General features: G+C 70.8%; 22 protein-coding genes. 13 read left to right on the top strand and 9 right to left on the bottom strand.

Annotation, left to right across the window (positions count from 1 at the left end; all coding sequences use genetic code 11):
* Positions 1-129: 129 nt before the first annotated feature.
* The gene (gene ppgK / locus AMYHA_RS17830) at positions 130-888 is read right to left on the bottom strand and encodes a polyphosphate--glucose phosphotransferase (protein WP_034272741.1); all 759 of its coding nucleotides are present in this window, start codon (positions 886-888) and stop codon (positions 130-132) included.
* 204 nt (positions 889-1,092) lie between these two features.
* On the opposite strand from ppgK, the gene AMYHA_RS17825 reads away from it, so the two are divergent.
* Positions 1,093-1,929 (top strand): inositol monophosphatase family protein, encoded by an 837-nt coding sequence (locus AMYHA_RS17825; protein WP_196776929.1) that lies wholly within the window; start codon positions 1,093-1,095, stop codon positions 1,927-1,929.
* A gap of 83 nt (positions 1,930-2,012) precedes the next feature.
* Here the strand turns inward: AMYHA_RS17825 and cei are convergent, their stop codons facing one another.
* Positions 2,013-2,693, bottom strand: coding sequence for an envelope integrity protein Cei (gene cei / locus AMYHA_RS17820; protein WP_034272736.1), 681 nt, complete (start codon positions 2,691-2,693; stop codon positions 2,013-2,015).
* Between the two features lie 509 nt (positions 2,694-3,202).
* On the opposite strand from cei, the gene AMYHA_RS17815 reads away from it, so the two are divergent.
* Positions 3,203-3,511, top strand: coding sequence for a DUF4193 domain-containing protein (locus AMYHA_RS17815; RefSeq protein WP_034272733.1), 309 nt, complete (start codon positions 3,203-3,205; stop codon positions 3,509-3,511).
* Between the two features lie 82 nt (positions 3,512-3,593).
* Here the strand turns inward: AMYHA_RS17815 and AMYHA_RS17810 are convergent, their stop codons facing one another.
* Entirely contained in the window at positions 3,594-4,142 is a 549-nt protein-coding gene (locus tag AMYHA_RS17810) for a DUF3093 domain-containing protein (protein ID WP_051400051.1), read from the bottom strand.
* A gap of 26 nt (positions 4,143-4,168) precedes the next feature.
* Here AMYHA_RS17810 and dut point away from each other — a divergent pair, with 26 nt between their 5' ends.
* Together dut and AMYHA_RS17800 are read left to right on the top strand one after the other, a co-directional pair.
* Positions 4,169-4,621: a dUTP diphosphatase gene (dut, locus tag AMYHA_RS17805; RefSeq protein WP_034272727.1), complete on the top strand. Its 453-nt coding sequence runs from the start codon at positions 4,169-4,171 to the stop codon at positions 4,619-4,621.
* 85 nt (positions 4,622-4,706) lie between these two features.
* Positions 4,707-5,426: a DUF3710 domain-containing protein gene (locus tag AMYHA_RS17800; RefSeq protein WP_034272724.1), complete on the top strand. Its 720-nt coding sequence runs from the start codon at positions 4,707-4,709 to the stop codon at positions 5,424-5,426.
* A 3-nt stretch (positions 5,427-5,429) separates the two neighbouring features.
* Here the strand turns inward: AMYHA_RS17800 and AMYHA_RS17795 are convergent, their stop codons facing one another.
* Complete coding sequence (locus AMYHA_RS17795) at positions 5,430-6,149, bottom strand: alpha/beta fold hydrolase (RefSeq protein ID WP_034272721.1); 720 nt, start codon at positions 6,147-6,149, stop codon at positions 5,430-5,432.
* Between the two features lie 305 nt (positions 6,150-6,454).
* On the opposite strand from AMYHA_RS17795, the gene AMYHA_RS17790 reads away from it, so the two are divergent.
* Positions 6,455-7,126, top strand: a complete 672-nt coding sequence (locus tag AMYHA_RS17790; RefSeq protein ID WP_330760652.1) for a DUF3159 domain-containing protein — start codon at positions 6,455-6,457, stop codon at positions 7,124-7,126.
* 321 nt (positions 7,127-7,447) lie between these two features.
* Here AMYHA_RS17790 and AMYHA_RS17785 read toward each other — a convergent pair whose 3' ends face one another.
* A complete protein-coding gene (locus AMYHA_RS17785; RefSeq protein ID WP_034272718.1) occupies positions 7,448-8,101 on the bottom strand; it encodes a potassium channel family protein in 654 nt (217 codons plus the stop codon).
* Positions 8,101-8,763 carry a potassium channel family protein gene (locus tag AMYHA_RS17780; RefSeq protein ID WP_034272715.1) on the bottom strand — a complete coding sequence of 221 codons (663 nt, stop codon included), beginning with the start codon at positions 8,761-8,763 and terminating at the stop codon, positions 8,101-8,103. Before AMYHA_RS17780 ends, AMYHA_RS17785 begins: the two co-directional genes overlap by 1 nt.
* A gap of 54 nt (positions 8,764-8,817) precedes the next feature.
* Between AMYHA_RS17780 and AMYHA_RS17775 the strand changes: the two genes are divergently transcribed.
* From AMYHA_RS17775 to AMYHA_RS17760, 4 genes are all read left to right on the top strand, one after another.
* Positions 8,818-10,092: a class I SAM-dependent RNA methyltransferase gene (locus tag AMYHA_RS17775; protein WP_051400050.1), complete on the top strand. Its 1,275-nt coding sequence runs from the start codon at positions 8,818-8,820 to the stop codon at positions 10,090-10,092.
* 81 nt (positions 10,093-10,173) lie between these two features.
* Entirely contained in the window at positions 10,174-12,129 is a 1,956-nt protein-coding gene (gene dxs, locus AMYHA_RS17770; RefSeq protein WP_034272713.1) for a 1-deoxy-D-xylulose-5-phosphate synthase, read from the top strand.
* A gap of 32 nt (positions 12,130-12,161) precedes the next feature.
* On the top strand, positions 12,162-12,842 hold the full coding sequence (locus AMYHA_RS17765) for a response regulator transcription factor (RefSeq protein WP_034272710.1): 681 nt from the start codon (positions 12,162-12,164) through the stop codon (positions 12,840-12,842).
* Positions 12,842-13,975, top strand: coding sequence for a sensor histidine kinase (locus AMYHA_RS17760; protein ID WP_034277765.1), 1,134 nt, complete (start codon positions 12,842-12,844; stop codon positions 13,973-13,975). Before AMYHA_RS17765 ends, AMYHA_RS17760 begins: the two co-directional genes overlap by 1 nt.
* Here AMYHA_RS17760 and AMYHA_RS17755 read toward each other — a convergent pair.
* From AMYHA_RS17755 to AMYHA_RS17745, 3 genes are all read right to left on the bottom strand, one after another.
* Positions 13,961-15,196: a ribonuclease D gene (locus tag AMYHA_RS17755; RefSeq protein ID WP_034277764.1), complete on the bottom strand. Its 1,236-nt coding sequence runs from the start codon at positions 15,194-15,196 to the stop codon at positions 13,961-13,963. The genes AMYHA_RS17760 and AMYHA_RS17755 overlap by 15 nt on opposite strands.
* A 98-nt stretch (positions 15,197-15,294) precedes the next feature.
* Entirely contained in the window at positions 15,295-15,948 is a 654-nt protein-coding gene (locus tag AMYHA_RS17750; RefSeq protein ID WP_034277762.1) for a response regulator, read from the bottom strand.
* Positions 15,949-16,527: 579 nt separating this feature from the next.
* Positions 16,528-17,091, bottom strand: coding sequence for a DUF3000 domain-containing protein (locus AMYHA_RS17745; protein WP_034272707.1), 564 nt, complete (start codon positions 17,089-17,091; stop codon positions 16,528-16,530).
* Between the two features lie 166 nt (positions 17,092-17,257).
* Here AMYHA_RS17745 and hemE point away from each other — a divergent pair, with 166 nt between their 5' ends.
* From hemE to AMYHA_RS17725, 4 genes are all read left to right on the top strand, one after another.
* The gene (hemE, locus tag AMYHA_RS17740) at positions 17,258-18,340 is read left to right on the top strand and encodes a uroporphyrinogen decarboxylase (RefSeq protein WP_407919911.1); all 1,083 of its coding nucleotides are present in this window, start codon (positions 17,258-17,260) and stop codon (positions 18,338-18,340) included.
* A 66-nt stretch (positions 18,341-18,406) separates the two neighbouring features.
* Positions 18,407-19,834 (top strand): protoporphyrinogen oxidase, encoded by a 1,428-nt coding sequence (gene hemG / locus AMYHA_RS17735; RefSeq protein WP_034272703.1) that lies wholly within the window; start codon positions 18,407-18,409, stop codon positions 19,832-19,834.
* Positions 19,835-19,838: 4 nt separating this feature from the next.
* A complete protein-coding gene (gene hemQ / locus AMYHA_RS17730; RefSeq protein WP_034272701.1) occupies positions 19,839-20,546 on the top strand; it encodes a hydrogen peroxide-dependent heme synthase in 708 nt (235 codons plus the stop codon).
* Entirely contained in the window at positions 20,547-21,887 is a 1,341-nt protein-coding gene (locus tag AMYHA_RS17725) for a CoA transferase (protein WP_034272698.1), read from the top strand.
* Positions 21,888-21,899: the final 12 nt, after the last annotated feature.

Genomic DNA, 21,899 nt, shown 5'->3' with positions numbered 1-21,899 from the left:
TGTTCCATTGTAACGACGAACCAGGAATAGGCTCCGAAGCGATCATCGCGACCGCCAATCCTACCGCGTCTTCGTCACCCAAATGGACTGGAACACGCGGTCCATCGCCGGATGGGAACCTACTCTGTGTCAGTGTGCGAGGCCCTCGTTGGCCGCGACCGCGGCACCGACGATACCCGCATGGTTCTTGAGCGAGGCCACCGCGATGGGGGTGCGCACGGTCAGTAGTGGCACCCACATTTCGGATTTCTTGCTGACACCGCCGCCGACGACGATCAGATCTGGCCACAGCAAATTTTCGAACACGGTCAGATAACGGGAGACCCGCTCGGCCCACTCTGGGTAATCGAGATTCTCGGTGTCGCGCGCCGACGCGGCCGCGCGTGTCTCGCCGTCGACGCCGTCGACTTCGATGTGGCCGAACTCGGTGTTCGGCACGAGCGTGCCGTCGACGAACAGCGCGCTGCCGATCCCGGTGCCGAAGGTCAGAAACGCCACGACGCCCTTGCTGGCGCGCGTGTCGCCGAAATGCACCTCCGCGATGCCCGCGGCGTCGGCGTCGTTGAGCACCCCGATGTCGTCGACGTCGCGACCGAGCCGCTTGGCCAGCAGCTCATCAGCATCGGTGCCGATCCACGCCTTGTCGACGTTGGCGGCGGTCTGCGTGACGCCATGCTTGACGACGCTGGGCAGCGCGACCCCGACCGGGCCCGCCCAGTCGAAGGTCTCGACCAGCTCGGCCACCACATCGGCGACGGCGTCCGGTGTCGCTGGCTGGGGAGTGGGGATGCGCATCCGGTCGCCAGCGAGGGTGCCGGTGGCGAGGTCGACGAGCGCCCCTTTGACGCCGCTGCCGCCGATGTCGATACCGAAGCCGAGGGAGGTCATCTGGACGGTAGTCCCTTCCTGTCATGCATGGGTCGATGGTGTGACTCTAGAGGGTTCCCGTCCCGGGCATGGCGTTGTGTCTGTATCAATTCCGTAAGGTGGCCGCGAGTCCTCCGTTCTGACGCGGCGAGTCGCCCGTTCAGCGCGTCACCCGCGCGTGCCCCTGCGTCCGCGACACGCGGCTGACTGTGGTCGGATGACGTCGTGACAGACGAACGGAGCTTGACCGAGATCGCCGAGATCGCCGAGACCGTCGCGGCCGACGCGGCCGAGCTGGTGCGCCAGCGTCACGCCGAGATGCGCGACGGCGGCGCGATGAGCGTGGAGACCAAGTCCAGCGCGACCGACGTCGTGACCGCCGCCGACACGGAGTCCGAGCGGCTGATCCGGTCACGGCTCGCCGAGCTGCGACCCGGTGACGCTGTGCTCGGCGAGGAGGAAGGCAACGGCGCTACGGACAGCGCGACCGACACCGCGGCGGGCGGCGTGACCTGGGTGGTCGACCCGATCGATGGCACCGTGAACTTCCTCTACGGCTATCCGGCGTTCGCGGTCTCGGTTGCCGCGCAGATTGACGGCGTTTCCGTCGCGGGTGCGGTGGTGGAGCCGGTCAGCGGCAGGCGCTGGACGGCGGCCAGGGGAGTGGGCGCCTGGCTCGACGGCGTTCCGCTGCGCGGCAGCCCGGACAGTCTCGACCTCACCCTGCTCGCGACCGGGTTCGCCTACCGGTCGGACCGCAGGCAGCGCCAGGCGCGGCTGGTCGCGGCGATGCTGGGCAGGGTCCGCGACATCCGCCGGGGCGGGTCATCGGCGCTGGACCTGTGCGCGGTCGCGGCGGGTTGGGTCGACGCCTACTGCGAGCACGGCCTGTCCCGCTGGGATTGGGCTGCGGGCGCGCTCATCGCGGCGGAGGCAGGCGTGCGGGTGACGCTGCCCGGCGATGACCTCGAGCTGGGTGCCGACGCCATCCTGGCCGCGGCGCCGACGATCGCCGAGCCGCTGCGCACCGCGCTGATCGACTGCGGCGCCGCCGAGGTGTGAGCGTCAGCGGCGCCGGGCGGTGCCCGCAGCGGGCGTGACTCTGACGTTCTGGGCCGCGTCCGACACGTGCGGCGCGGGGGCCGTCAGCAGTTGGGCGGGCGAGCCGCCTCAAGCAGGTTTTCGTCGATGGCGGGCCCGTTCTTGCTTGCCAGCTCGCTGTTTCCCCTGCCGGAGTTGCGTTTCGCCCACGCGCTGAGCTGGTCGAGCACTTCGACGGCCTCGCTGCGCGGCATCACGTCGGTGAACTGGGTGCCGATCGCGAGATCCACGGTCGCGTCCTTGCGGCCGTCGTTGATCAGCTCGAGGCAAGTGTCGATCAGGCTCAGTGTGCGCGCGGCGGCCGCGCCGTTGTCACCGAACCGGATCTGGCCCCTGCAGTTGGCTGTCCGGTCCTTGTAGGCGGGATCGTTGGCCGGTTCCTCGAGCTGTGTGAAGCCGAGCTGGCGCAGCTCGGCGGTGGTGATGGCGGCCTCGCCGCGCATATCGCCGGCGTTGAGCACCTGAACGGGGACCGCGCCAGGCGGGATCGGGGCGACGTCGTCCAGCGCGTCGTGGCCGACCGAGGTGTACTGCGTACCTGGTGGCGCCGACGCCGGTGGATGGCAGCGGATGGCCTCGTCGACGTTGCCCGCATTCTCGAATACCGAGAACCAGATGTAGAGCGAGGCCGCTCCGAGCAGGGTGACCAGGAGCACGGCAGGTAGAGGACGGTGCTTCCGGTAGGGGCGTGATTTTCGCCCCGAGAACCCGATCCCCGCTGGCACTTGCCTGTCCCTTCCGCTCAGCCGACCGCTACGCGCCCCGTATATCGCTGTTAACAAGCGTAAGTCTTACGTCCCAGGGCCACCGGCTCAGACATCGGGGTTGCGATGAGCCGGGCTCAGCATAAGACCGCCAGCAGGGTGGCCTACCGGCGGCTATCCAGCCGAAATCGGATCACGAACGGGGCAACCCGGGCAAGCTGACACGGCGATGGTTCGGCTGGAATTTGTGTGACCGTTACCCGATTGGCTTAAACTCGGCGTGACTTGCGTATCAGTGCCGCGTGAGTAGTTGCATATTGGCACCTGCCATGGGCTACCCTCTGCGGGCTCCGGAGCGTGGAGGGATTCCACCAGGTAAGAGGCGTACATCGCCGCCAACCCACGATTTCCCTTGCGATTCGGGCACAAATCTGGGTGCTGGATCGTTGTCCAGCGAAAACGGTATACCCGGTCGAGGACTGGGTATCCAGGTAACCGATGAACGATGCTGAGCGCAGGGGTGAGGGACCATGGCGACTGACTATGACGCTCCGCGCCGCAGCGAAGCCGACGAGCTGGCCGAAGACTCGTTGGAGGAGCTGAAGGCGCGACGAAACGAGACGCAGTCCGGCGTCGTTGACGTCGACGAGGACGCGTCTGCCGAGAACTTCGAGCTGCCAGGTGCTGACCTGTCCGGCCTGTCCGGTGAGGACCTGACGGTCAAGGTCGTGCCGAAGCAGGCGGACGAGTTCACCTGCTCGGTGTGCTTCTTGGTGCATCACCGCAGCAGGCTCGCCGAGGAAGGCGGCGGCAAGATGATCTGCAGGGACTGCGCCTGAAGCGTGACGCGGCGCGTCCGGCGGGGTGACGGGATTAGTCCGGTCACCCCGCCGAACTGTTTCTACCGGTGTTCTACCGGTGCTAACGCTGGGTGCTCGAGCCGTCGCGGCCAGCCGCGGTGGTCAGGAGTGCGGCCACCCGCTCCGGCTTGCGAGTGCTGAACAGCCAGTACGGCGTCGGATCCCGCTCGTCGGCGACCTCGACGCGGAGCAGCGAGCCGATCCAGCCCCGGTGGACGACGAAGGCGACCGGGTCGAGGCCAGGACCGAGCGCGATGCGTTTGTCCGGCTGCGCGATCACCTCGACGTCGCCGATGTAGCGGACCGGCAGATGTGCGTTCCCCACGTGCAGCTCGGTCTCGCCGTCCTCGTCGTACGCTGTGGTGATGCGCACGGTCGTCTTGCCGAGCATGAGCAACACGGCCAGCGCGAGCGGCACCGTGACGACATACGGCAGCCAAGCCGGCACGGCGTCGTAGGCCATGCCCACTTCGAAGGCGATCAGCACGGCGGCGGCCAGCGGCAGCAGCCAGCCCCACCAGGCGACATACAGCCGCTCGGTATAGATCACGGCGGGGGCGGTTCGCGCTGCCGGACCGGACGGTTCACCAGACTCCGAGGAAGCTCCCACAAGGTGTCAGAGTAGTCTCGGCTGCCGTGCCAGACGTTCAGGTCCCCTTGTCGCGGCTCGACCCCGATGTGCCGCTGCCACGCTACGCGAAGCCAGGAGACGCCGGAGCCGATCTCGTCACCACGACCGACGCGGTGCTCGCGCCGGGGGAGCGGGTGATGGTCGGCACTGGGGTGGCGATCGCGCTGCCTGTCGGGTATGCCGCGTTCGTGCATCCGCGTTCCGGTCTCGCCGCCCGGTCGGGCTTGTCGATCGTCAACGCGCCGGGCACGATTGACGCGGGATATCGCGGCGAGATCAAGGTCTGCCTGATCAATCACGATCCGAGGGAGTCGATCAAGCTCCTGAGGGGCGACCGGATCGCGCAGCTGATCGTGCAGCGCGTGGCACAGGCCGAGTTCGTCGAGGTCGACGAGCTGCCGGACTCCGAGCGCGGCGCTGGTGGTTACGGGTCCACCGGCGGCCACGCCATCCTGTGATGGCCATGCTCGTGATACACCAGGTGACGAACCCGGACGACGCGCGCGACGAGAAGCGCGTGCGAATGATGGAGAAGTGGGCATAGTGGGAATCTTCGGTCGGAAGCGTCGCAGCGAGCCCGTCAAGCGGGGGCGCCACGCACTGCCGGAACCGGGCGATACCGACTACGTCGATGGCGAGCAGCCCGAGTACGATCACTACGGCTACGAGGGCCACGAGTACTACGAGGACGAGGCGTCGGCCCCGCGCGGCGCGACGCTCGCCGAGACCGATGGCCCCTACGACATCGCCGACGCGCCGGACGACAGCGTCGCGCGAATGGACCTCGGCTCGGTGCAGGTGCCGGTGCCGGAAGGCGCGCAGGTGCAGGTCGAGATGGACCAGGAGACGCAGAACGTGCGCGCCGTGCACGTCGTCACCGCGCACGGGCAGGTCACCATCAGCGCCTACGCCGCGCCGCGAAGCGGACGGCTGTGGCCCGACGTGAGCAACGAGCTGGCCGAGCAACTGCGCTCCGATGGCGCGACCGTGCGGCGGTTGCGCGGCGTCTGGGGCATGGAGCTGTCGGTGCGCATGGGCGACACGGCGTTGTTCTTCGTCGGCGTCGACGGGCCGAGGTGGATGCTGCGCGGTGTCATCGCGGGCTCGCACCAGGTCGCCGAGGGCGCGCCGGAGATGCTGCGCGCGCTGGTCAGGGGCACGGTCGTGAACCGGGGCGAGGGCCCGATGCCGGTGCGCAACCCGCTGCCGATCACGCTTCCGGCCGCGATCGCCGACCACATCGCAGCCCGCAGGGGCGAGTAGCCGCTACCCGGTGATGTCCAGGTAGGCGCGTACCGCCGCGTGGCCGAGACACGCTGGGTCCGCGCCGATCGCGGTCAGTGACGTCTCCCGCACTGCGGCCATCGGCAGCGCGTCCGCCCAGGCATAGGCGATGTCGGCGGGGTGGACGTCGTCATCGAAGCAGGCCGCGATCCCGGCGGGGACGTCGAGGGTGGCCAGCGCGGTCAGTTCCGGTGCGGGGTGTGATGCCGCCGCGTCGAGGCCGTCCGCGAGGCCGGGTCCTGTGCGCCGCCACGCCCGGCTGAGCTCGGCGGCTAGCCACGGCGCGACGTCCGCGGTGGCGATGTCGAGCGCCCGGTCCAGCCCGTTGGCCCGCACCAGGCTTGCCGATGAGCGTGCCGCGAGTGCGGCTGGTGCGGCGTCGGCCGCGCCGTTCCACGCTGGCAGTGCCGCGAGCAGACCAGCGCAGCGGCGTTGGTTGCGCAGCGCCCAGGATGCCGCGACGTGCGCGCCGAGCGAGATTCCGCCGACCAGCACCGGCGCGCCCGCCTCGTCCGCCGCCTCGTCCAGTGCGCGGGTGGCGGCGTGCGCCAGGTCCGCGCCCGGTTCCGGGGGCGGGGCGATCAGCCGGATCCCGTGCTCGGCCAGCGGCCGCGCGAACGCCGCCGCGACGAACACCTCGTCCGAACCGGTGCCGGGCAGCAGGATCGCGGTCCGCGCGTGCTGGCTGTCGGGGACGTCCATGCGCCTTATGATCGTTGACCACATCCGCGCCCACGCCGGTGGGCGCTACGCTGGCAGCAGCACCAGCACAGACAGCCGCACCGCGACAGAAACGTGAGACCCGCGTGGCCGACCGAGTAGAGCAGGCACAGGCCGAGGCCGAATCCGGCGATGCGCCCAGCGACACCGCTGCGGCGCCGATCGACAGCGGCGGCAACCCCAGTGGTGACGGCGCGAACCCTGACGGTGGTGGTGCGCACGCCGACGGTGCGGGCGCGCAGCCCGACGGCACTGGCGGTGCCGCTCCCGCCGACGCCGCTGCCGAGGTGCGGCGCAAGGTCGACGAGAAGTCGTTGCTGGAGCAGATGGGCGGCGTCACCGGAATGGTGTACTCAGCCATCCCGGTGATCGTGTTCGTGCTGGCGAACTCGATCGGGAACCTGACCATCGGTATCTGGAGCGCGCTCGTCAGCGCCGCGATCATCACGGTCGTGCGTGTCGTGCGCAAGGAGACCGTGCAGCCTGCGGTGTCCGGCTTCTTCGGCGTCGGGATCGCGGCGTTCATCGCCTACCGCACCGGCGAGGCGCGCGGGTTCTTCCTGTGGGGCATCTGGGTGAGCCTGGTCTACGGCGGAGTGTTCGTGACCTCGGTGCTGGTGCGCTGGCCGCTGGTCGGCGTCGCCTGGAACCTGCTCAACGGCTCAGGCATGGCGTGGCGCAAGGACAAGCCGTCGCTGCGGGCATACGACATCGCCACATTGGCGTGCGCGGTGGTGTTCTTCGCTCGCTACACCGTGCAGCAGTGGCTCTACGCCGAGAACCTGACCGGCTGGCTGGCGTTCACCAAGATCGCCATGGGCCTGCCGCTGTTCGGGCTCGCGCTGATCGTGGTGATCTGGGCGATCCGCCGTTCGGAGCGGCGTCTCAAAGCGCTCGCCGCCGAGCGCATCGAGACCGAGGCCGAGATCGAACAACGCCTGCGCGAGAAGTACTCCTAACCAACATCGTGTCCTGCACTCAGGACGCCGTGTCCGGCACTCAGGACGCCGTGTCCTGCATTCAGAACGTCGTGTCCGGCACTCAGGACGCCATGTCTGGCGCTCGTGACGTCGTAGTGAGCGCCCGGGAGGGCGTGGTGCGCACCCAGGACATCGCGGGCTCGCCGACGGTGACGGTCAGTGCCACACAGCGTCCGGAGTGCACGACACGGCGTCGGGAACGTCGGACACGGCGCCGGGAGTGCAGGACACGGCGTCGGGAACGTCGGACACAACGTGCCGAGTGGGGGACACGGCGCGACCCCGCGATGCGGGGGTGCGCTAGCTGAGGGCTTCCCTGAGTTGGGGCTCGGTCTCGGCGCGGGCGACGAACAGCAGCTCGTCGCCGGGCGCGAGCCGGTCGTCCAGCTGTGGCGCGATCGCGGTGGGCCCGCGCAGGATCGCCACCAGCGTCGCGCCCGTTGGCAGAGCCAGGTCGCGCACCGACTTGCCCACTACGCGAGCGTGTTCCGGCAGCGTCATCTCCACCAGCGCGGCCTGGCCCTGCCGGAACGTCATCAGCCGCACCAGCTCGCCGAGTCCGGTGGCTTCCTCGACCATCGCCGCGAGCATCCGAGGTGTCGACACCGCGGCGTCCACGCCCCATTCCTCGGTGAACAGCCACTCGTTGGCCGGCGCGTTGACCCGCGCCACTACGCGCGGCACCTCGAATTCCTCCTTGGCCAGCAGCGACACCACGAGATTGACCTTGTCGTCCCCGGTCGCGGCGATGACGACGTCGCAGTCGCCCAGCCCGGATTCCTCCAGCGTGGACACCTCGCAGGCGTCGCCGAGGATCCAGTCCGCCCGCTCGACGCTCTCCGGCTCGAACGAGCCCGAGTAGCGCTCGATCAGGATCACGACGTGGTCAGCGTCGGTCAGCTCGGAGGCGATGGAGCGCCCGACGGCGCCCGCGCCCGCGATGGCGACACGCATCATGTCCTCCGTGGGGTGCTCGCGGCCAGCGTGGTGATGTCGCGGGTCGTCGAGGCGGGGGCCGCGACGTAGACCTCGTCGACCGCGTGCAGCGTGTCCGTCTCGGCGGGGATGCGGGCGACGCCGGAGCGGCTCACGAACGCGATCCGCGCCCCGGTCGCCGCCTGCAGATCGGCCACGCTGTGCCCGGCCCAGTCCTGGTGCAGCTGCAGCCGCAGCAGCGCGACCGTGCCGGTTGGGTCGCGCCAGGCCTCGGCGTCGCCGTCCGGCACCAGCGTGCGCAGGAACCGGTCGGTCGTCCACGGCACCGTCGCGACGGTGGGGATGCCGAGCCGTTCGTACACGGCGGCGCGCTTCGGGTCGTAGATGCGCGCGATGACGCGCGGCACGCCGAACGTCTCCCGCGCCACCCGTGCCGAGATGATGTTCGAGTTGTCGCCGCTGGACACCGCCGCGAACGCGCTCGCCCGCTCGATGCCTGCCTCGACCAGCACATCCCGGTCGAATCCTGTCCCGATCACTTGGTCGCCGTGGAACTCGCTGCCGAGCCTGCGAAACGACTCCAGGTTCTTGTCGATGACGGCCACCTCGTGCCCAAGGCGTTCCAGCGCGCCCGCGAGCGAGGCGCCGACCCTGCCGCACCCCATGATGATCACGCGCACGCCGCTACCTCCCAACACCGTCTGGTCTGCCGACCAGGCTACTGTTGATGTCTCATGGCTACCGACCGACAGTCCGCACCGGATCGCGATGTGGCGACGAACCAACAGACGAGCTGGCACGGCCAGCACATCGATCTGACCATCGACGCCGTCGCGCACGGCGGCCACTGCGTCGCCCGTCACGACGGCAGGGTGGTGTTCGTCCGGCACTGCCTGCCGGGCGAGCGGGTGCGGGCCCTGGTCACCGAGGACAATGGCGGGTCGTTCTGTCGCGCCGATGCCGTCGAGGTCTACGACGCCGCACCGGGCAGGGTGACGCCGCCATGCCCGGTGTCCGGGCCGGGCGGGTGCGGCGGCTGCGACTGGCAGCACGCTTCGCCCGCTACCCAGCGCGAGTTGAAGGCCGCCGTGGTCGCGGAACAGCTCAGCCGGCTGGCTGGGATCGAGCGGGACGTCGAGGTCGAGGAACTGCCCGGCGGGTCGCTTGGCTGGCGCACCCGCACCCGGCTGGTGGCGGGCAAGGACGGCCGCGCTGGCCTGCGCGCGCACCGTAGCCACCAGGTGATCCCGCTGGAAGGACACGGTTGCGCCATCACGGTGCCTGGCGCGCTGGACGACGTCCTGGCGCGGCGCTGGCGACCGGGCGCGGACATCGAGGTCACTCGGGACGGCAGCGGCCGGGTACACGTGCGGTCGAGCGAGACCGTGCGGGGCAGAACGAAGACGAGGCAGTACGCGGGCGGGCAGGCGCGCGAGCATGCGGCGGGACGGGACTGGCGGTTCGACGCGCACGGCTTCTGGCAGGTGCATCCGGCCGCCGCGGACGCCTTCGCCGACGTGGTCGCCGAGTGGGCACGGGCGGACGAGGGCGCGCTGGCCTGGGACCTCTACGCCGGAGTCGGGCTGTTCGCCGCCGTGCTGGCCGAGCAGGTCGGTGCTGATGGCCACGTCGTCGCGGTGGAGTCATCCCGGCAGGCCGTGGCCGACGGCGAACGCGCGCTGGTGGACGTCGGCCAGGTGGAATGGCGGCGGGGGAGTGTCGCGCGGCAGCTCGAACGCCTCGCCGGACTGCCACAGGTGGTCGTGCTCGACCCGCCTCGCAAGGGCGCGGGCAAGGCCGTCGTGGACGCCATCGCGGCCCGCGAACCCGAGCGGATCGTCTACGTCGCATGCGATCCGGCGGCACTCGCCCGAGATGTGGCGATACTCGCCAAGCACGGATATAGCCTGTCTGAATTGCGAGCTTTCGACGCATTTCCGCTGACGCATCACGTCGAATGCGTCGCCCTGCTGCGGCCTGATAGCACCGCGTCGCGGGCGTCACAATAGCCGGGTGCCACGTTCGGATGGGTCCGCGCTCCTAGACTGGTACAACGGTTCCCAGAACGTGGGCTGGAGACGAGGTGGAGCGTGACGTTGCTCGAAACCGTGCAGGAACCCCGGGATCTCACCCGGCTCAGCGAGGACGAACTGGTTCAGCTCGCGGCTGAGATCAGGGAGTTCCTCGTCGACAAAGTCAGCGCCGCTGGTGGGCACCTCGGCCCGAACCTCGGCGTCGTCGAGCTGACGCTGGCGTTGCACCGGGTGTTCGAGTCGCCCAAGGACGCACTGCTCTGGGATGTCGGCCACCAGAGCTACGTGCACAAGATGCTCACCGGCAGACAGGACGGCTTCGACCTGCTGCGCCAACGCGGCGGCGTCTCCGGCTACCCGGCGCGCGACGAGAGCGAGCACGACCACGTCGAGAACAGCCACGCCTCCACCGCACTGTCCTATGCCGACGGTATGGCGAAGGCGTTCGAGCTCTCCGGCGGTGAGGGCCGCACCGTGGTCGCCGTCGTGGGCGACGGCGCGCTCACCGGCGGCATGTGCTGGGAGGCGCTGAACAACATCGCGGCCTCGGAACGTCCCGTCGTGATCGTCGTCAACGACAACGGTCGCTCCTACCTGCCCACCATCGGCGGCATCGCCGAGCACCTCGCGTCACTGCGGCTGCAGCCCGGCTATGAGCGCTTCCTGCAGCGCGGCAAAGAGCTGCTGCAGCACACCCCGGTCGTTGGCAAGCCGATGTACGCGGCGGCGCATGCCGCCAAGGCGGGCCTGAAGGACGCGCTGAGCCCGCAGGCGCTGTTCTCCGACCTGGGGCTGAAGTACCTCGGCCCGGTCGACGGACACGACCTGCACGCGCTGGAGTCCGCGCTGACGCGCGCGAAGGCGTTCCGGCACCCGGTGATCGTGCACGCGGTCACCGAGAAGGGCCACGGCTACGAGCCCGCCGTCAACGACGAGGTCGACCAGATGCACCAGACGGCCGCCGTGGACCCGGCGACCGGCAAGCCGCCCGCGAGCACGGGCACCGCCTGGACGTCGGTCTTCGGCGACGAGCTGGCGCGCGTCGCGGAGAACCGCTCCGACATCGTGGGCATCACGGCGGCGATGCTGCACTCCACCGGGCTGCACAAGCTCGCGGAGGCGCACCCGGAGCGGGTGTTCGACGTCGGTATCGCCGAACAGCACGCGGTGACCTCGGCGGCGGGACTCGCCATGGGCGGCATGCACCCCGTCGTCGCGATCTACTCGACGTTCCTGAACCGCGCGTTCGACCAGATGTTGATGGACGTCGCGATGCACCGGCAGGCGGTGACGTTCGTGCTGGACCGCGCGGGCATCACCGGCCCGGACGGCGCGAGCCACCACGGCATGTGGGACCTGTCGCTGCTGGGCATGGTGCCGGGCATGCGGGTGGCCGCGCCGCGCGACGAGCCGACGCTGCGCGAGGAGCTGCGCGAGGCGGTCGCGGTCTCCGACAGCCCGACGGCCCTGCGGTTCTCGCGGGGCAAGGTCGGCGCGCCGATCGAGGCGGTGCGCCGCGAGGGCGTCGTCGACGTGCTCCGCGAGCCCGCCAGCGCGGCTGATTCCGAGGACGTGCTGCTTGTCGCGGTCGGCGCGTTCGGCCAGCTCGGCCTCGACGCCGCTGACAAGCTCGCCGACCAGGGCATCGGTGTCACCGTGGTGGACCCGCGCTGGGTGCTGCCGGTGCCCGAGGAGCTGATCGCGCTCGCGCGGCGGCACCGGCTGGTGGTCTCAGTGGAAGACAGCGGACGGCACGGTGGCTTCGGGGCGGCGTTCGCGCAGGCGCTCCGGGACGCCGACGTCGACGTCCCGTTGCGTGATCTCGGCGTGCCGCAGCGGTTCCACTCGCACGCCTCGCGAGGCGAGCTGCTCGCCTCGCTCGGCCTGACCGCGCAAGACGTGGCGCGCCGGGTCACCGAATGGGTGGCCGACCGGTTGGACGGCGTCGTCGCGGAGGCTGAACTGGACAATCGCGCTGCCATAGACCAAACCGCTCCGGAGAGCCCGAACTGAAGCCAGTTCGTGAGCTGTGGCACGGTAACGACGTGCGAGTACTGGTAGTTGAGGACGAGGAAGCGCTGGCCGAAGCGGTCGCGCGAGGCCTGCGACGCGAGGGCATGGCTGTCGACGTCGCGCTCAACGGTGACGATGGGCACGAGAAGGCGATGATCACCCGCTACGACGTGATCGTGCTCGACCGGGACCTGCCTGGCATGCCGGGTGACGAGCTGTGCCGGGAGATCGTGGCCGCTGGCCAGCTCTCGCGCGTGCTGATGCTGACCGCGAGCGGCACGGTGGAAGACCGGGTCACCGGCCTGTCCCTCGGTGCGGACGACTACCTCGCCAAGCCGTTCGCCTTCCCGGAGCTGGTCGCGCGGGTGCGCGCGCTCGGCAGGCGCTCCACCCCGGCGAAACCGCCGCTGCTGACGGCTGGCGACGTGCGGCTCGACCCCGCCAAGCGCACCGTGCATCGCGACAGCGGCCCCATCGAGCTGACCCGCAAGGAGTTCGGCGTGCTCGAGGTGCTGCTCGGCGCCAGTGGCGCCGTGGTCAGCAGTGAGGAGCTGCTGGAGCGGGTGTGGGACGAGAACGCCGACCCGTTCACCACGACCGTGCGGGTCACCGTGATGACGTTGCGCAAGAAGCTCGGCGAGCCGGGGATCATCGAGACCGTCGTCGGCTCCGGCTACCGGGTGCCCGGTGCCGGGACAGCCTCACACGAGTGATCGGCAGGCAGGCATCATTGCCCATCCGCGGTCTCCGCGGGCGCATCACCCTGCTCGCGGTGTGCCTGACGGCGGGCGTCAGCGCCGCGCTGCTGGTGCTGGCCTGGCTGCTGGTGCGCGACTCCGTCGCCGCCGTGCCGCAGATGCCGCCCGGCACCATGGTCGAGGTCGACGGTGTTCAGGTGGAGGCGTCCGCGCTGGCCGATCACCTGCGCGCGCAGGCCCGTGAGCAGGTGCTGCTCGCTGGTGGGCTGTCATTCGGGTTCGTGGTGCTCGCCGCAGGGATCCTGGCGTGGACGCTCACCTCGCGGGTGCTGCGCCCGCTCGCCGAGATCGCAGGGACCGCGCGCCGTCTCTCCGCAGAGTCGCTGGAGGAGCGGATCGGCGAACTGCGGCCGCGCGACGAACTGGCCGCGCTCGCCGAGACCATCGACGACATGCTGGACCGGCTGGCGGGCGCGTTCGACGCTCAACGCCGGTTCGTCGCCAACGCCAGTCACGAGCTGCGGACGCCGCTGACGGTGATCCGTACCGAGTTGGACGTGACCCTCGCCGACGACACCGCCGACGAGGCTGAGCTGCGGCGGATGGCCGAGGTGGTCCGCACCGCCACCCGCCGCGCTGAGCAGCTGGTCGGCGCGCTGCTGCTGCTCGCGCGCACCGACGCCACCGGGCTCGCCGTGCGCGAGCCCGTGGATCTCGGCACCGTGGTCAGCACCGCGTGGCAGGCGGTGGCCGACGAAGCTGAGCAGCGCGGTCTGCGGGTAGAGCTGAGCGTGGCGCCCGCGCCCGCGGTGGGTGATGCCGCGCTGTTGGAACGGGTGGCAGGCAACCTGTTGGAGAACGCGGTACGCCACAACGTCGACGGCGGCTGGATCACCGTGCGCACCGAGGCGTTCGCGACACACTCGACGTTGACGGTGCGCTCCGCCGGGCCGCTGATCGACCCGGCGACGGTGGCGGAGCTGTTCGAGCCGTTTCACCGGGGCGGGGCGGGCCGCACCGGGCGCGCGGGGGCCGGGCTGGGGTTGTCCATCGTGCGGGCCGCCGTGGACGCCCACGACGGCACCGTCTCCGCCGAGCCGGTCGTTGGCGGCGGGCTGGGCGTGACGGTGACGCTACCCAGCACGTGAGCGCAACGCCTCGCTCAGCAACCCCGCCGTCTGTTCCACCTGCCACGGGCGGGCGCCACGAACGGCCAGCTCCGCCGCGATGGCGTCGGGGGAGACGTCGTCGGGCGGCTCCCAGCACAGCCTGCGGACGAGGTCCGGCAGCAACAGGTTCTCCACCGGCAGCTGTAGCCGCTCGGCCAGCTCGGTCAACGCCGTGCGGGCGGCGGCCAGCCGCGCCGCGGCGTCCGGGTCGCGGTCGGCCCAGCGGTTCGTGGGCGGCGGGCCGCCGTTGTTCTGCGCCGCGCTGGGCAGCTCCTCCTTGGGCAGGCTCCGCGCGGCCTGGATGTGGCGCAGCCACATCGACGAGAGCCGTCGCTGCATCTTGCCGCCGAACACCGGCAGCGCGCGCAGTTGCTCGACGGTGCGGGGATCGGCGCTGGCGGCGGCGATGATCGCGCTGTCAGGCAGCACCCTGCCCGGCGCGCGGTCCCGCTTGCGGGCGAGCTGGTCACGCGCCTGCCACAGCGCGCGCACCGTGGCCAGCGCCCGTGGCGTGCGGATCTTGTGGATGCCTGAGGTGCGCCGCCATGGTTCCGCCTTCGGTTCGGGTGCCGGTGCGGTGCGCACGGCCTCGAACTCCTGCTCGGCCCAGCCGAGCTTGCCCTGCTGTTCCAGGTCGTCATGGAGCCGGTCGCGCAGCGGCAGCAGCAATTCGACGTCGAGTGCGGCGTAGTTCAGCCAGGCGGCTGGCAGCGGCCGGGTGGACCAGTCGGCCGCGCTGTGGCCCTTCTCCAGCTGGTAGCCGAGCAGTTGCTCAACCATGGTGCCCAGCGCGACCCGGTGGTATCCGGCGAGCCGCGCGGCGAGTTCGGTGTCGAACAGCGCGGCGGGATACAGATCGAGTTCAGCGAGACAGGGCAGATCCTGCGATGCGGCGTGCAGCACCCACGGGGCGTCGTTGAGGATCTCGGCGAGCGGGGCGAGGCCACCGTCGTCGAGCGCCGTGGGGTCGATGAGGTGCGTGCCCGCGCCGTCGCGGCGGATCTGGATCAGGTAGGCCTTGGGCCAGTAGCGGTAGCCGGACGCCCGCTCGGTGTCGACGGCGATCGCGCCGGTGCCCTCGGCGATCCGCTCGCAGGCGCGCGCCAGCGCCGCATCGTCGGCGACGACGTCGGGGACGCCGTCCCTGGGCTCATGCAACGGGATCACCGTCACCTGGCCCGTGAGACCGTCACCACCCATGCCGTCAGTGCCCTCGCCGGAGTTGTCCGAGAAGTCCGTCACGGACGGAAACCCTACGGGACGGACGGCGGTGCCGTCCGTCCCGTAGGGATCTGTGATCAGCGAATGACACCCGCGCGCATGGCGAGGGCGACCATCTGCGCCCGGTCACCGGTGCCGAGCTTGCGGCCAATCCGCGACAGGTGAGACTTCACCGTGAGCGCGGAGAGGTTGAGCTCCTCACCGATTTCCTTGTTGGACTGACCGTCCGCGACGAGCTGCAGCACCTGCACCTCACGCGAGGACAACTCGCGCGGGGTGTTGTCGGTGCCAGGCACCCTGGTTCCGGTCGCCAGTATCGGAGCGACGCCGGGATCGGCGTACACCCCACCCTCGAGCACCCTACGGACGCCGTCGGTCACCGCGACTGGTGATGCCGATTTCAGCAGGTACGCCTGGGCACCTGCCTGAAACGCAGCCCGTACCGCGTACGGGTCATCTGATGATGCGAGCACCACAACCCGAGGCCACCCGTGGCTACGGAGTTCCGTAACCAGCTCGATGCCGCTGCCATCAGGCAACCCGAGGTCGAGGATCGCGAGATCGCACGGCCCAGTGGCCGACGCCCGTAACCTCGCCTCGGCCACCGTGGCGGCCTCGTGAACAGTACCCGCACCCATTTGTGCGAGTCGTGCGGAAATCGCCTCTCTCAGTAACGGGTGGTCATCGACCACGAGCACCGAGAACAGCTCTTCCCGCGGATGCGGAACCATGCTTGCCGGCAGGCGTGGATCGAACGGCCTGAGTAAAGCCGACGGTAGCCACGTCACTACCTCCCTGGAGTCGGTCGTGCCCCCCGACCGGCACAGGCACCTTCGGCCATGTAGCCGCGCCAGCTATGGACCGAAAGTGGTGTCGTGGAGAGCACTCTAGCCGCCCGAGAGGGTCAGTGGGGGGATCGATTGGGTAAGTATTTGAACGAATTCCTCACCGTATGCCATCGATGTCCCACAAATGGGGTATTAACTCCCGAACCTGTAACACACACCGCGCAGCGGGCGATGTAACAAGGTTAACCGTTCTGACCTGGGCCTGCGAGTGCATGTGCATACCGCTCGCGCAGGCGGGGGCACGCCTGCGCGAGCGGGCCTGGACGGGGCACCGTGGCCACCCATCTGGGTGTACGCGCGGACGGTAGGGAGGAACCGATCTTCACGCGAAACCACGAGTCCAGGTTGCTATTAGGGGGACGCGCGGATGCCACCCCGCGTTGCGTCGGATGCGAGCGCGATCCGCCCACGTTCGGGTGAATATCACTCACCGGGGCGTGCGCCGGGGTTCGGCTGGGTCGTTCAGGAGCCGCTGCGTTGCTCGAACAAGGTAACCCCAACCGGTGGCAGGCCCACCACACTGGCCATGAGCTGACAGAACGCATCGCCGTGAGGTTTGAGGTCGCTCGACAGGGGCGTCCAGGACGCGCGCAGTTCGAGGTCCTCGGTCTGCGACGGTCCCGCGATGTCACCGAAGCGCGCCGACGACGTCTCAGTCACGGTGCCGCCGAGCGCGGTGTAGCTGGCCTCGGTCGATTCCAGTGCCTCGGTGAGCCAGGACCAGCCTACCGACGGCAGGAACGGGTCGGAAGCCAGCTCCGCGTCGAGCTCCGCCGTGACGTAGGCGACGAGCCGGAGGACCCCGTGCCACGCGTCCTGGCCGTCCGGGTCGTGCAGCAGCACGAGTCTGCCCGAGGCGAGCACCTCGGCCGGGCCGGTGACCTCGCAGCTCAGCGCGTAGGACCAGGGTGCGAGCCGCTGCGGCGGCCGGACCGGCTCCAGTTCGATCTCCGGCCTGGGTTCCACCGACCGCAGTGCCGCCACTGCTGCCTGAAACTCGGAAGGCGCTTGGGTCATCGCAGACACGACGCTGACTGTAGGACGGAACCACCCTGGGTGGGCCGTAGCCACGCCGAGGACGGGGCAAGCGGGCAGGCTCGGCGTGCCTGGCCTGCGAGACCGTGACGCGAATCGCAGGACTGCGGAAGAAACGGGGAATCGCCGTGTGGGATCATAAGCCGTGATGCCCTCACTGACTGAACCAGCCCTTGCAGGCGCTCGGCGCGTTCTCGCTGAGTCGCCGTTCCTCGCCGCCGCTCGCGGAGAACGCCCGCGCCACATCCCGGTCTGGTTCATGCGCCAGGCCGGGCGCTCGCTGCCAGAATACCGCGAGCTGCGCAAAGACACCCCCATGCTGGACGCGTGCTTCGAGCCGGAACTGCTCGCCGAGATCACCATGCAGCCGGTGCGCAGGCACGGCGTCGATGCCGCGATCCTGTTCAGCGACATCGTGGTGCCGCTCAAGGCGGCCGGCGTGGAGATCGACATCGTCGCGGGCACCGGGCCGGTGGTCGCCTCGCCGATCCGTTCCGCCGCCGACGTCCGTGCGCTGCCGCCGCTGCACGCCGACCAGGTCGACGCGGTCGCGGCCGGGGTGACACTGCTGGTGTCGCAGCTGGGACAGACGCCGTTGATCGGCTTCGCCGGGGCACCGTTCACGCTGGCCTCCTACCTCGTCGAGGGCGGGCCGAGCAAGCACCACGAGCGCACCAAGGCGCTGATGCACTCCGAGCCCGCGCTGTGGCACGAGCTGATGGACCGGCTCTCCGACGTCGCGCTGACGTTCCTGCGCGCGCAGCTCGCCGCCGGCGTCGACGCGGTGCAGCTGTTCGACTCCTGGGCAGGCGCGCTGTCCGAGCGGGACTACCGCGAGTACGTCATGCCGCACTCGGCGAAGGTGTTCGAGGGCATCGCCGACGCCAGAGTGCCGCGCATCCACTTCGGGGTCGGGACGTCCGAGCTGCTGCCATCGATGCGCGAGGCGGGCGCCGACGTCGTCGGGGTGGACTGGCGGGTGCCGCTGGACGTCGCGGTGAGCAGGCTCGCCGCCGCGTGCCCCGCTGGCAAGTACCGGCCGATCGTGCAGGGCAACCTCGACCCCGCGGTGCTGCTGGCGTCGTGGGACGGCGTCGAGCGCGAGGTGCGCCGGATCATCGCCGAGGGCCGCTCCGCTGCTGGGCACGTGTTCAACCTGGGCCACGGCGTGCTGCCGGAGACCGATCCCGACGTGCTGACCCGCATCGTGGAGCTGGTGCACAGTGAGTCGGTGCGCTGAACGACGCTTTCCCCGCATCGGACGCGGTGACAGCGTTCGCCAGCGCGGACGCGGCGGGAGCCGGGCATGAAGGTGGCCGTCGTCGGGGCCGGGATCTCCGGACTCACCGCCGCCTACCGGTTGCGGCAGGCGTTGGGGGACGACGCCGAACTCACCGTCTTCGACGCCGCTGACCGGCCCGGTGGCAAGCTGCGCACAGAGACGCTGGCTGGCACCGACGGCGCCGCCGTCGACGTGGGCGCCGAAGCCTTCCTGGTCCGCAGGCCGGAAGCCGTCGCGCTGGCCGAGGAGCTGGGCCTCGGTGACCGGGTGGTGCATCCGACGTCGATGCGGCCCCGTGTCCGCGCGGGCGGGCGCACCGCCCCGCTGCCGACCGGCACGCTGATGGGCATTCCCGCCTCGGCCGCGCAGGTCGCCGGGGTGCTGTCCGAGGACGGCGTGGCGGCGGTGGCCGCCGAGCCCACCCTGCCGCCGCCGACGCTGCCGGGCCACGACGTCTCGCTGGGCGCGCTGCTGCGGGAGCGGTTCGGCAACGAACTGGTCGACCGGCTGGTGGACCCGCTACTGGCGGGTGTCTACGGCGGGGGAGCGGACTCGCTCGGCCTCCGCGCGGTGCTGCCCGCGCTGGCGGAGCGGATCGACGCGGGCACGGCCTCGCTCACCGAGGCCGTCGCCGGGCTGCTGCCACCCGCGAGCGACTCGCCAGTGTTCGGCACCCTGCCCGGCGGGCTGGGTGTCCTCGTCGACGCGCTCGTCGACGCCGCCCGCGCCGATGTCGTCACCGGCGCCATGGTGCGGGAGTTGCATCGCACCGAGACGGGCTGGCGCCTGTCCGTCACCACCGACGCCGGTACCCGGAGCGAGGACTGCGACGCCGTGCTGCTCGCCGTCCCCGCGCCCGCCGCCCGCAAGCTGCTCGCCAGCGCGGGCGACGAGAACGCCGCCACCGACCTCGCCGACGTCGAACTCGCCTCGATGGCCGTCGTCGCGCTGGCGCTGCCGTCCGGCACCGCGCTGCCCGAGGCGAGCGGCATCCTCATCGGAGCCGGAGAGACGTGGGACGACGGCACGCCGTTCACCGCCAAGGCGTTCACACTCTCCTCGCGGAAATGGGCGCACCTGGACAGCGACCATGGCGGCCCGGTGCTGCTGCGTGGCTCTGTCGGCCGCTTCGGCGACCCCGACGCACTGCGCCCCACCGACGACGAGCTGATCCGCAGGGTCCGCGCGGACCTCGCGGAGCTGACCGGCATCACTACGGAGCCCGTCGCCGCGACCGTGCGCCGCTGGGGCGGTGGGCTGCCGCAGTACGGCGTCGGCCACCCCGAGCGCGTCGCCCGCATCGAGCGGCACGTCGCCGCGCTGGGCCGGATCGCGCTCGCCGGGGCCACCTGGCACGGCGTCGGCATCCCTGCCTGCGTGGCCACCGCGAGTGCCGCGGCCCACGAGCTCGCCGACCAACTGCTGCCCGCGTCCGCACTGGTGGGAGACTAGAACCATGGCCGAATCGAATCCCAATGCCGCCCGCATCCGCGAGCTCAACGAGACCATCCGCTACACCATGTGGTCGGTGTTCCGGGTGCGACCGGGCACGCTGGCCGACGACAGGGGACCGGCCGCCGCCGAGACCCAGCAGTACCTCGACGCGCTCGACGGCAAAGGCGTCACGGTGCGCGGTGTGTACGACGTCGCGGGCCTGCGCGCCGACGCGGACTACATGATCTGGTGGCACGCCGAGGAAATCGAGCAGCTGCAGGACGCCTACACCGGCTTCCGCCGCACCCCGCTCGGCCGCGCGTCCGAGCCGGTGTGGAGCCAGGCCGCGCTGCACCGGCCCGCCGAGTTCAACAAGAGCCACATCCCCGCGTTCCTCGCCGACGAGGAGCCCCGCAAGTACGTCTGCGTGTATCCGTTCGTGCGCTCCTACGAGTGGTACCTGCTGCCCGACGAGGAGCGCCGCGCGATGCTCGCCCAGCACGGCATGCAGGCCCGCGACTACCCGGACGTGCGCGCCAACACGGTGGCGTCGTTCGCACTGGGCGACTATGAGTGGATGCTGGCGTTCGAGGCCGACGAGCTGTACCGCATCGTCGACCTGATGCGCGCGCTGCGGGCGAGCGACGCGCGCAGGCACGTGCGCGAGGAGGTGCCGTTCTACACCGGCACCCGGGTCGCCGCCGCCGACCTCGTCACCGGCCTGCCGTAAGTGCGTCGCGCGCTCGCCACCGTTTCGCGGGCACTCGACGTTGACCCGCCGCACGTCGCCGTTACCGGTCCGGAGGACGCCCTGCCCGGCCCGTTCCGGGTAACCGACGCCGCCACCGCGACCGTGGCAGCCGCGACGTCGGCAGCGGCGGAATTGCTCAGGGCACGTGGCATCGACCCCGGCCCGATCAGCGTGGACACCCGCCACGCGGCGACGGCGTTTCGCAGCGAGCAGCACGTCGCCGTCGACGGCAGGCAGGACTGGGAGCTGTGGGCGCCGCTGTCCGGGCTCTACCGGGCGGCGGACGGCTGGGTCCGGCTGCACGGCAACTATCCCCACCACGCCAGCGCCGCCTGCCGCGCGCTCGGCGTGACGGAGGACCGCTCGGCCGTCGAGGCCGAGGTGGCGCGCTGGGCGGCGTGGGACGTGCAGGAGGCCGTCATCGCCGAGGGCGGCGCTGCGGCCGCCGTGCGGACCGCCGAGCAGTGGGCGACGCATCCGCAGGGCCATGCGGTCCGGGACGCGCCCCTGATCGGCATCGACCGGCTCGGCGACGCGCCCGCCGCGCCGCTACCGCCGGGGGATCGGCCGCTGGCCGGGGTCAGGGTGGTGGAGCTGACGCACGTGATCGCGGGACCGGTCGCGGGCAGGGTGCTCGCGGCACACGGCGCGGACGTACTGCACATCGGGGCGGCGCATCTGCCGGACCTGCCGCCGGTTGTCGCCGATACCGGGTTCGGCAAACGCTCCGCTCATCTCGACCTGCGCGCGGAGCAGGACCGCGACCGGCTGCGGGGGTTGATCAGCCAGGCGGACGTCGTGCTGCACTCCTACCGGCCGGGTGCGCTGGACGCGAAGGGATTCGACGCGGCAACGCTCGCGGCACTGCGGCCTGGCATCGTGAGCGTGGCCTTGTCCGCGTACGGCTGGCGCGGCCCGTGGGCGACCCGTCGCGGCTTCGACAGCCTGGTGCAGTGCGCCACCGGCATCGCTGCCGAGTGCGGCACCGTGACGCGCCCAGCTGCGCTGCCCGCACAGGCGCTGGACCACGCGACCGGCTGGCTCGCGGCGGCTGCCGCGATGACGCTGCTACACAGGCGGACACGCGAAGGCGGTTCGTGGCGGGCGAGGCTGGCGCTCGCGCACACGGCGGCCTGGCTGGACTCGCTCGGCCGCACCGCGGGCGCCGACGTCGCGCCACATGATGACCTGCTCACCGAGACGCCGTCCGCGATCGGCACGGTCACGCACGTGCGGATGCCGGGCACGGTGCCCGCCGCGCCGCCACGCTGGACGCACGGCCCGCACGCGGCGGGGGCCGATCCCGCCGCCTGGTGGTAGCGGGACCGGCCC

It is taken from the genome of Haloechinothrix halophila YIM 93223, assembly GCF_000504245.1.
In the GTDB taxonomy this organism is placed as follows: domain Bacteria; phylum Actinomycetota; class Actinomycetes; order Mycobacteriales; family Pseudonocardiaceae; genus Haloechinothrix_A; species Haloechinothrix_A halophila.
This window is presented reverse-complemented; position numbering and strand designations above follow the sequence as displayed.

Excerpts from the sequence above, each read along its gene's own strand:
- ppgK (WP_034272741.1), bottom strand. The coding sequence starts at position 888 with ATGACCTCCCTCGGCTTCGGTATCGACATCGGCGGCAGCGGCGTCAAA.
- AMYHA_RS17815 (WP_034272733.1), top strand. The coding sequence starts at position 3,203 with ATGGCGACTGACTATGACGCTCCGCGCCGCAGCGAAGCCGACGAGCTG.
- AMYHA_RS17795 (WP_034272721.1), bottom strand. The coding sequence starts at position 6,149 with ATGGACGTCCCCGACAGCCAGCACGCGCGGACCGCGATCCTGCTGCCC.
- AMYHA_RS17785 (WP_034272718.1), bottom strand. The coding sequence starts at position 8,101 with ATGCGTGTCGCCATCGCGGGCGCGGGCGCCGTCGGGCGCTCCATCGCC.
- AMYHA_RS17775 (WP_051400050.1), top strand. The coding sequence starts at position 8,818 with ATGGCTACCGACCGACAGTCCGCACCGGATCGCGATGTGGCGACGAAC.
- AMYHA_RS17755 (WP_034277764.1), bottom strand. The coding sequence starts at position 15,196 with ATGGGTGGTGACGGTCTCACGGGCCAGGTGACGGTGATCCCGTTGCAT.
- AMYHA_RS17750 (WP_034277762.1), bottom strand. The coding sequence starts at position 15,948 with ATGGTTCCGCATCCGCGGGAAGAGCTGTTCTCGGTGCTCGTGGTCGAT.
- hemG (WP_034272703.1), top strand. The coding sequence starts at position 18,407 with ATGAAGGTGGCCGTCGTCGGGGCCGGGATCTCCGGACTCACCGCCGCC.
- hemQ (WP_034272701.1), top strand. The coding sequence starts at position 19,839 with ATGGCCGAATCGAATCCCAATGCCGCCCGCATCCGCGAGCTCAACGAG.